Source organism: Streptosporangium sp. NPDC003464, from assembly GCF_053588315.1.
In genome coordinates, this window is sequence record NZ_JBSFPS010000416.1 from 1 (window position 1) to 5,756 (window position 5,756).

Annotated in this window: 5 protein-coding genes and 1 pseudogene; 2 read left to right on the forward strand and 4 right to left on the reverse strand. The window is 68.2% G+C overall.

Annotated elements, in window-relative coordinates:
- Window positions 1–214, forward strand: a 214-nt coding sequence (locus ACWDS7_RS46010) for a hypothetical protein (protein WP_451934439.1), incomplete at its 5' end; no start/stop codon positions are given.
- A 220-nt stretch (window positions 215–434) separates the two neighbouring features.
- Here the strand turns inward: ACWDS7_RS46010 and ACWDS7_RS46015 are convergent.
- The 3 genes from ACWDS7_RS46015 to ACWDS7_RS46025 are packed head-to-tail and all read right to left on the reverse strand — an operon-like array spanning window position 435 to window position 2,926.
- Window positions 435–935, reverse strand: coding sequence for an FG-GAP repeat domain-containing protein (locus ACWDS7_RS46015; protein ID WP_451934440.1), 501 nt, complete (start codon window positions 933–935; stop codon window positions 435–437).
- Window positions 936–995: 60 nt separating this feature from the next.
- Window positions 996–1,697: a response regulator gene (locus tag ACWDS7_RS46020; protein ID WP_451934441.1), complete on the reverse strand. Its 702-nt coding sequence runs from the start codon at window positions 1,695–1,697 to the stop codon at window positions 996–998.
- Window positions 1,694–2,926: a sensor histidine kinase gene (locus ACWDS7_RS46025; protein WP_451934442.1), complete on the reverse strand. Its 1,233-nt coding sequence runs from the start codon at window positions 2,924–2,926 to the stop codon at window positions 1,694–1,696. Before ACWDS7_RS46025 ends, ACWDS7_RS46020 begins: the two co-directional genes overlap by 4 nt.
- A 284-nt stretch (window positions 2,927–3,210) precedes the next feature.
- Here ACWDS7_RS46025 and ACWDS7_RS46030 point away from each other — a divergent pair, with 284 nt between their 5' ends.
- Window positions 3,211–4,716: an alpha/beta hydrolase gene (locus ACWDS7_RS46030; protein WP_451934443.1), complete on the forward strand. Its 1,506-nt coding sequence runs from the start codon at window positions 3,211–3,213 to the stop codon at window positions 4,714–4,716.
- 211 nt (window positions 4,717–4,927) lie between these two features.
- Here the strand turns inward: ACWDS7_RS46030 and ACWDS7_RS46035 are convergent.
- Window positions 4,928–5,368, reverse strand: a pseudogene (locus tag ACWDS7_RS46035) (IS630 family transposase); the annotation flags it as partial.
- Window positions 5,369–5,756 lie beyond the last annotated feature (388 nt).

Here is a 5,756-nt window from a genome sequence, read left to right on the forward strand (position 1 = left end):
GATGGCGGAGATGGGGGTGGGGGTGTCGAACTTCTGCATGGTGGGCTCCGTGCACTCGGTGTTTCTGATGTCGGAAACGCTACGTTGCCTTCACGGATCCTGCAACGGCAACGTTGCGGATAATCAGCATCAATGCAGGTGGAAGCCGCAGAATCGTTGCGATAGCTGTGAACATAACGCAACTGAAAACGCTTTGCTCGTTGCATTGAATTGAGAGTGAACGCTATCGCGAAGGAACCCAAGGAACACGGAGGAGAACGCGATGCCGGCAGGCGAGCCCACGGACGCGACGCCGAGGCGGCGCGCGAGTACGAGGCGGTGTTCGCCACCGTCTTCATGGCCTTGGGCCTGCCCAAGATGACGTCCCGGGCGCTGCCCTGCCTCCCCGCGCCCGGGCGCGGGGCCGACGTCAAAGGCGTGGACGTCGTCATCGCCTACGGCGGACCATCCTCGCGGGGGATCGGACGCGGGCACCTCCTGGAGCAGGTTGAGGCACCTGCAACCCGCGACGAGGGCGAGGACGGCAAGGCGATGATGAGGACGGACATCGGGGGTTCCTGGTTCGAGGTGACCAGGTCGACGTGGCCGTCCTCGTTGAAGTCGCCGACGGCGATCGCGCCGGGGCCGAGGCCGGTCGGGTAGTTGACCGCGTCGACGAAGGTGCCGTCGCCACGGCCGATCAGGATGGAGATGTTGCTCGTGGTGAGGTTGGTGACGGCCATGTCGAGATTGCCGTCCTCGTTGAAGTCCTCGATGCCGACGTAGTCGGCCTGACCGCCGGTGCGGTAGCGGACCGCGGGCTCGAAGCCGCCGCCGGGCTTGCCGAGGAAGACCGACACCGAGAAGCCAAGGAGGAAGTTGCTGACCGCGACCGTTGAGGCGCCCGCCATGGCTAGGCAGGCGGCTACGGCCGAGACGGACCTGGAAGGTGACATCCGTCCTCCCTCAATTTGCCCCGGGCACGGCCTCGACTCTCCCGCCCGGTCCGTTGAGCATCAGGTACGGTCTCCGGTTCCAGGGATGATCAGGCCGGTCTCGTATGCGATGACCACGGCTTGGGCGCGGCTGGACAGCTTGAGCTTGGTCATGAGGCGGCCCAGGTGGGATTTGACGGTGGCCTGGGCGATGTTCAGGTGGGTGGCGATCTGCTGGTTGGCCAGGCCCTGGCCGACCAGGTGGAGCACGGCAGTTTCCTGGCTGGTGAGCTGGGCGAGCTCTTCGGGCTGGCGCCGGTTGGGTTCGGGCGCGGTGACGAAGTGGTGGACCAGGCGTCGGGTGACGCTGGGCGCCAGCAGCACCTCGCCGCGGGCGACTGTGGCGATCGCGGCCAGCATCTGGTCGGCGGGGGTGTCTTTGAGCAGGAATCCCGAGGCGCCGGCGCGCAGGGCGGCGAAGACGTGTTCGTCCAAGTCGAAGGTGGTTAGGATGAGGATCTTCGGTGCCGGGCCGGCGGCGTGGGCGAGGATGTGGCGGGTGGCGGCGACGCCGTCCAGGTTGGGCATGCGGATGTCCATCAAGATGACATCCGGGGCGGTCACCTCGGCTTGGGCGATGGCTTCGTGGCCGTCGGCGGCCTCGCCGACGACCGCGAGACCGGCATCGGTGCGGAGGAGGGCGGCCAAGCCCGCGCGGACCAGGGCCTGGTCGTCGACGACCAGGACACGGATGGTCCCGTGATCGGTGTCGGGGCCGGTCATCGGGGCACCTCCAGTCGCGGTGCGCTCTGCTGCGGGTGGGCCGTGGCGAGGACGGGTTCGGCGAGTGGGGAGGCGGGCAGGTGTGCGGTCACGGTGAAGCCGCCGTCCTCGCGTGGGCCGGCGGTGAGGGCGCCGCCGTAGAGGGTGGCTCGTTCGCGCATGCCGATCAGCCCGTGCCCATCGGCGCTGTGTCCGGTGATGGCCGGGCCGTCATTGCCGACCTGCAGCGTGACTGCGGCGGGGTGGTAGGTCAGGGTAAGGGTCACGTCGGCGTGTGGGGCGTGTTTGAGCACGTTGGTCAGTGATTCCTGAGTGATGCGGTACAGGCACCGGTCCACGCCGGATGGCAGCGGGCGTACCTGACCGGAGGTTTCCCGCCGGATCGACAGGCCCGACAGGCGAGAGCGTTCCAGCAGCGTGTCCAGCTGAGCCAGCCCCGGCTGCGGGGCGTAGGAGTCCTCACCGGTGTCGGACGCGAGGCGCAGGACCGACAGCATGTTCCGGAGTTCGGCCAGCGCCTCGCGGGTGGTGGCGGCGATCGAGGAGAAGGCTTCGCGTGCGGTGTCGGGCTCGGTGTCGATCAGGCGGCCGCCGGCACCGGACTGGATCGAGACGACCGACAGGTGATGGGCGACCACGTCGTGCAGTTCCCTGGCGATGCGCACGCGTTCTTCAGCGACCGCTCGCAGGGCTTTCTCCTCGCGTTCGATCTCCAGGTGGCGGGCGTGCTCGATCAGGTCCTGGTGGCGCAGGCGGCGGCTGCGCACCCCCTCCCCGATGGCCCAGGTCGCGCCGAGCTGAAGCACGTTCTCGACCAGGCTTTTGACGATCGCGAAGGTCAGCCCGGACCCGATGAGGTCGGGAACGAGGACGCCCGCCATCAACACCAGGGCCAGGACGCCGTCGCGGTAGCCCTCCCGGCGGTAGGCCGCGACGGTGTAGAGGCTGACCAGCACCGGCGGGGCCTGGAATCCGTTGGGGTAGCCGGCCAGGCCGCAGCCGATCAGGCCCGCCGTGATCACCGCAAGGACGGGGACGGGGTGGCGCCTGCGCAGCACCAGCGGCGCGGTGGTGAGCACCGCCAGCAGGTACGCGAGCACGAGCGGGTTATGGGCGGACAAGGCGGCCTGCGTCACCGCCAGCGCGGTCAACACACCGGCCAGCACGCTGTCGGCGACCATCACCGGCAAGCCGCGCCACCAGCGGCCCCATCGTCGCACCATGTTCATCAGATGAAGGTAGCCGCCAGCGTGACCCGCTTTGTCCTCCTTTGGGAGGAGTCGTCGTTAGGGCAGCGGTCGCAGAAAAGCGGGCGGCTGGTGTGCCGGTGGCAAGGCCCGGATCGGCTTTCCGCACGATGTCCAGGGGCTGCTCACGCCCTTAGCGTTGGATACAGCCAGTGATCAATGATCAACAGGGGGGCACCCTGGGCACGGACACATCACTGCCGGAGCGTCGGAAGCCGACGCGCGCCGGATCCGCTGGAAACAACCCCTTCACCAAGGAATGACGCATGCTCCTCATCAAGCGTGGAACGGCCGCCGCAGTAGTGCTCACGGCCGGAATCGGATTGGGCGCCGCCGGACCGGCGCAGGCGGCCACACCCCTGGACCGCTTCCACCACCAGACGATCACCTGGCGTGCCTGCGCGACCGGACCCGGTGATCAGATGGGCGAACAGCTGGACACGGCCGGTGCTCAATGCGCCACCGTCCTGGTCCCGATGAACTACCGCAGGCCGCAGGGGCGGACCCTCTCCATCGCGCTCTCCCGGATCAAGGCCGCCGATGCCTCGCGGCGCCGCGGCGTCCTGCTGCTCAACCCCGGCGGGCCAGGAGGCGCCGGCCTCTCGATGACGCTCCTGGGCAAGGAAATTCCCGAGGTCGCGGCCCGTTACGACCTGGTGGGCATGGACCCCCGATTCGTCGGCCGCAGCACACCGATCAGCTGCCGGTGGCAGACCGACACCTTCCTCCGCTCGGCGGGACCCGACCGGCGTACCTTCGACAAGGGCGTGCGCCTCGCCAGACAGTTGGCGGCGGGCTGCGCCAAGGGCAATCTCCAGGCCCTGCCGTATGCCACGACCAGGAACACCGCACGCGACATGGACGTGATCCGGGCCGCGCTCGGCGAGCAGAAGCTGTCCTACCTCGGCTACTCCTACGGCACCTACCTGGGCGCGACCTACCTGCAGATGTTCGGCTCGCGGGCCGACCGGGTCGTGCTCGACAGCGCCGTCGACCCGCAGGTGTACGGTCCGCGCATGTTCTCGCGTGCCGCCCCCGCGATCGACGCCGCGCTACGGCGCTGGGCGTCCTGGGCCGCGTCACATGACAAGGAGTACGGGCTGGGCGGCACACGTGACGCGGTCCTGGCGACCGTAGAGAAGATCAACCGGCATCCCGTGAAGATCGGTGGATACCACGTCGATGCCCAGGTCGTGCCGTACTGGCTGTTCGTACGCCTCTACAGCGACCACCCGCAGTCCTATGCCACCCTTGCCGAGGAGGCGCGGGCGCTGAGCCGTGCCGGCGAAACACCGCTGCCCGCCTCGCTGAAGGAACTCCTCGACGGCCTGTTCACCGGTGCTGGAGAGGCCTCAGACCGGGCCGGCACGGCGATCCTGTGCGGTGACCGGGCCGCACCCCGCGACCCGGCGACCTACTACCGCGACATCCAGCGGCACCGCACCGCCGAACCACTGTTCGGACCGCTCGCCCGCAACATCACCCCGTGCGCGTTCTGGCCGGTCAAGCCGCTTGAAGCGCCCACCAGGATCGGCAACTCCGTACCGGCGTTGATCGTCGGCGCGGACGGCGACCCCGCGACGCCCTACCCGGGCCAGCAGGCCATGCACCGGGCGCTGACCGGCTCCCGCATGATCACACTGAACGGCGCCTACCGCCACGGCGCCTACCTCGCGGATGGGAACACCTGCGTCGACACCAAGGTGACCCGCTACCTGGTCGACGGTGTCCTGCCCGGCAAGGACGTCACCTGCAGCCGCCCGGCCGCCTGACACGTTCGCCCCGCACCACCCGCGGGCCCGCAGGTGCGACCGGCACCGACCTCGAGGCCACCTGCGGGCCCACGCTCACCGGCCCGCGCACCTCAAGCCCTGCTTCGGCCGACGAGGAGACGACATGCCTGCCCACATTTCCGGTCGCACCGATCACCAGAATCCTGCTCATGGGGCGACCGTAAAATCTCGAATCAACTTCAGGTCAAACCTAGTGTCCTGAGTCTTTGATCCGTCGACAATACGAGGCCAGGGCCTGGAGGATCTCGTCTGCGGTCTTGGTCCACACATACGGTCGCGGATCGTCGTTCCAACCGGCGATCCATGCGCGGATATCGCGTTCCAGGGCCTGGACGGAGCGGTGAACACCGCGGCGGAGTTTCTTGGTGGTCAACTCGGCGAACCAGCGCTCGACCAGGTTCAGCCAGGACGAGCCGGTCGGAGTGAAGTGCAGGTGGAACCGGAGATGGGCCAGCAGCCACTTCTTGATCGCCTCGGTCTTGTGGGTGCCATAGTTGTCGCAGATCAGATGCACGTGAAGATCGGCGGGAACCTCACGGTCGAGCTTGGCCAGGAACGTCTTGAACTCGATCGTGCGGTGCCGACGATGCAGTGAGCCGATCACCTTGCCGGTGGCGGCGTCCAAGGCCGCGACAGCGCCGGTAGAGGCCGTAACCGCAAGGGCTTCAACCGCACCGACGTCACCGAAGCACTCGGCAAGAGCAAGACCTCGCCCTAGCAGCCGCCTCGCCTGCCCGACGCCCCTGGAGTCCGCTCCGGGGGCGTTCGCATAGGGCCGCTAGAACGCTAGACCGCAGGTCAGGAGAGGGTTTCACCGCTAGCAGGGCCGCTAGGGAGCGTTCTGGGTTTGGATCTATAGCGGGTCGAGGCTTCTGATCCAGATGAGTGCTCCGCGGAGGTGGAGCCCGGCAAGGAAGCTTTCGGGGGTTTTGTCGTGCCCCGGTGGGGCGCCGGCCCGAGCAAGGCGCACCCGGTGAGCGTCCTGATCGCGCCTGCCCGCCGGCCGCTGACGTACGGCC

Coding starts and splice junctions, on each gene's coding strand:
- ACWDS7_RS46015 (WP_451934440.1), bottom strand. CDS start 935: ATGTCACCTTCCAGGTCCGTCTCGGCCGTAGCCGCCTGCCTAGCCATG.
- ACWDS7_RS46020 (WP_451934441.1), bottom strand. CDS start 1,697: ATGACCGGCCCCGACACCGATCACGGGACCATCCGTGTCCTGGTCGTC.
- ACWDS7_RS46025 (WP_451934442.1), bottom strand. CDS start 2,926: ATGAACATGGTGCGACGATGGGGCCGCTGGTGGCGCGGCTTGCCGGTG.
- ACWDS7_RS46030 (WP_451934443.1), top strand. CDS start 3,211: ATGCTCCTCATCAAGCGTGGAACGGCCGCCGCAGTAGTGCTCACGGCC.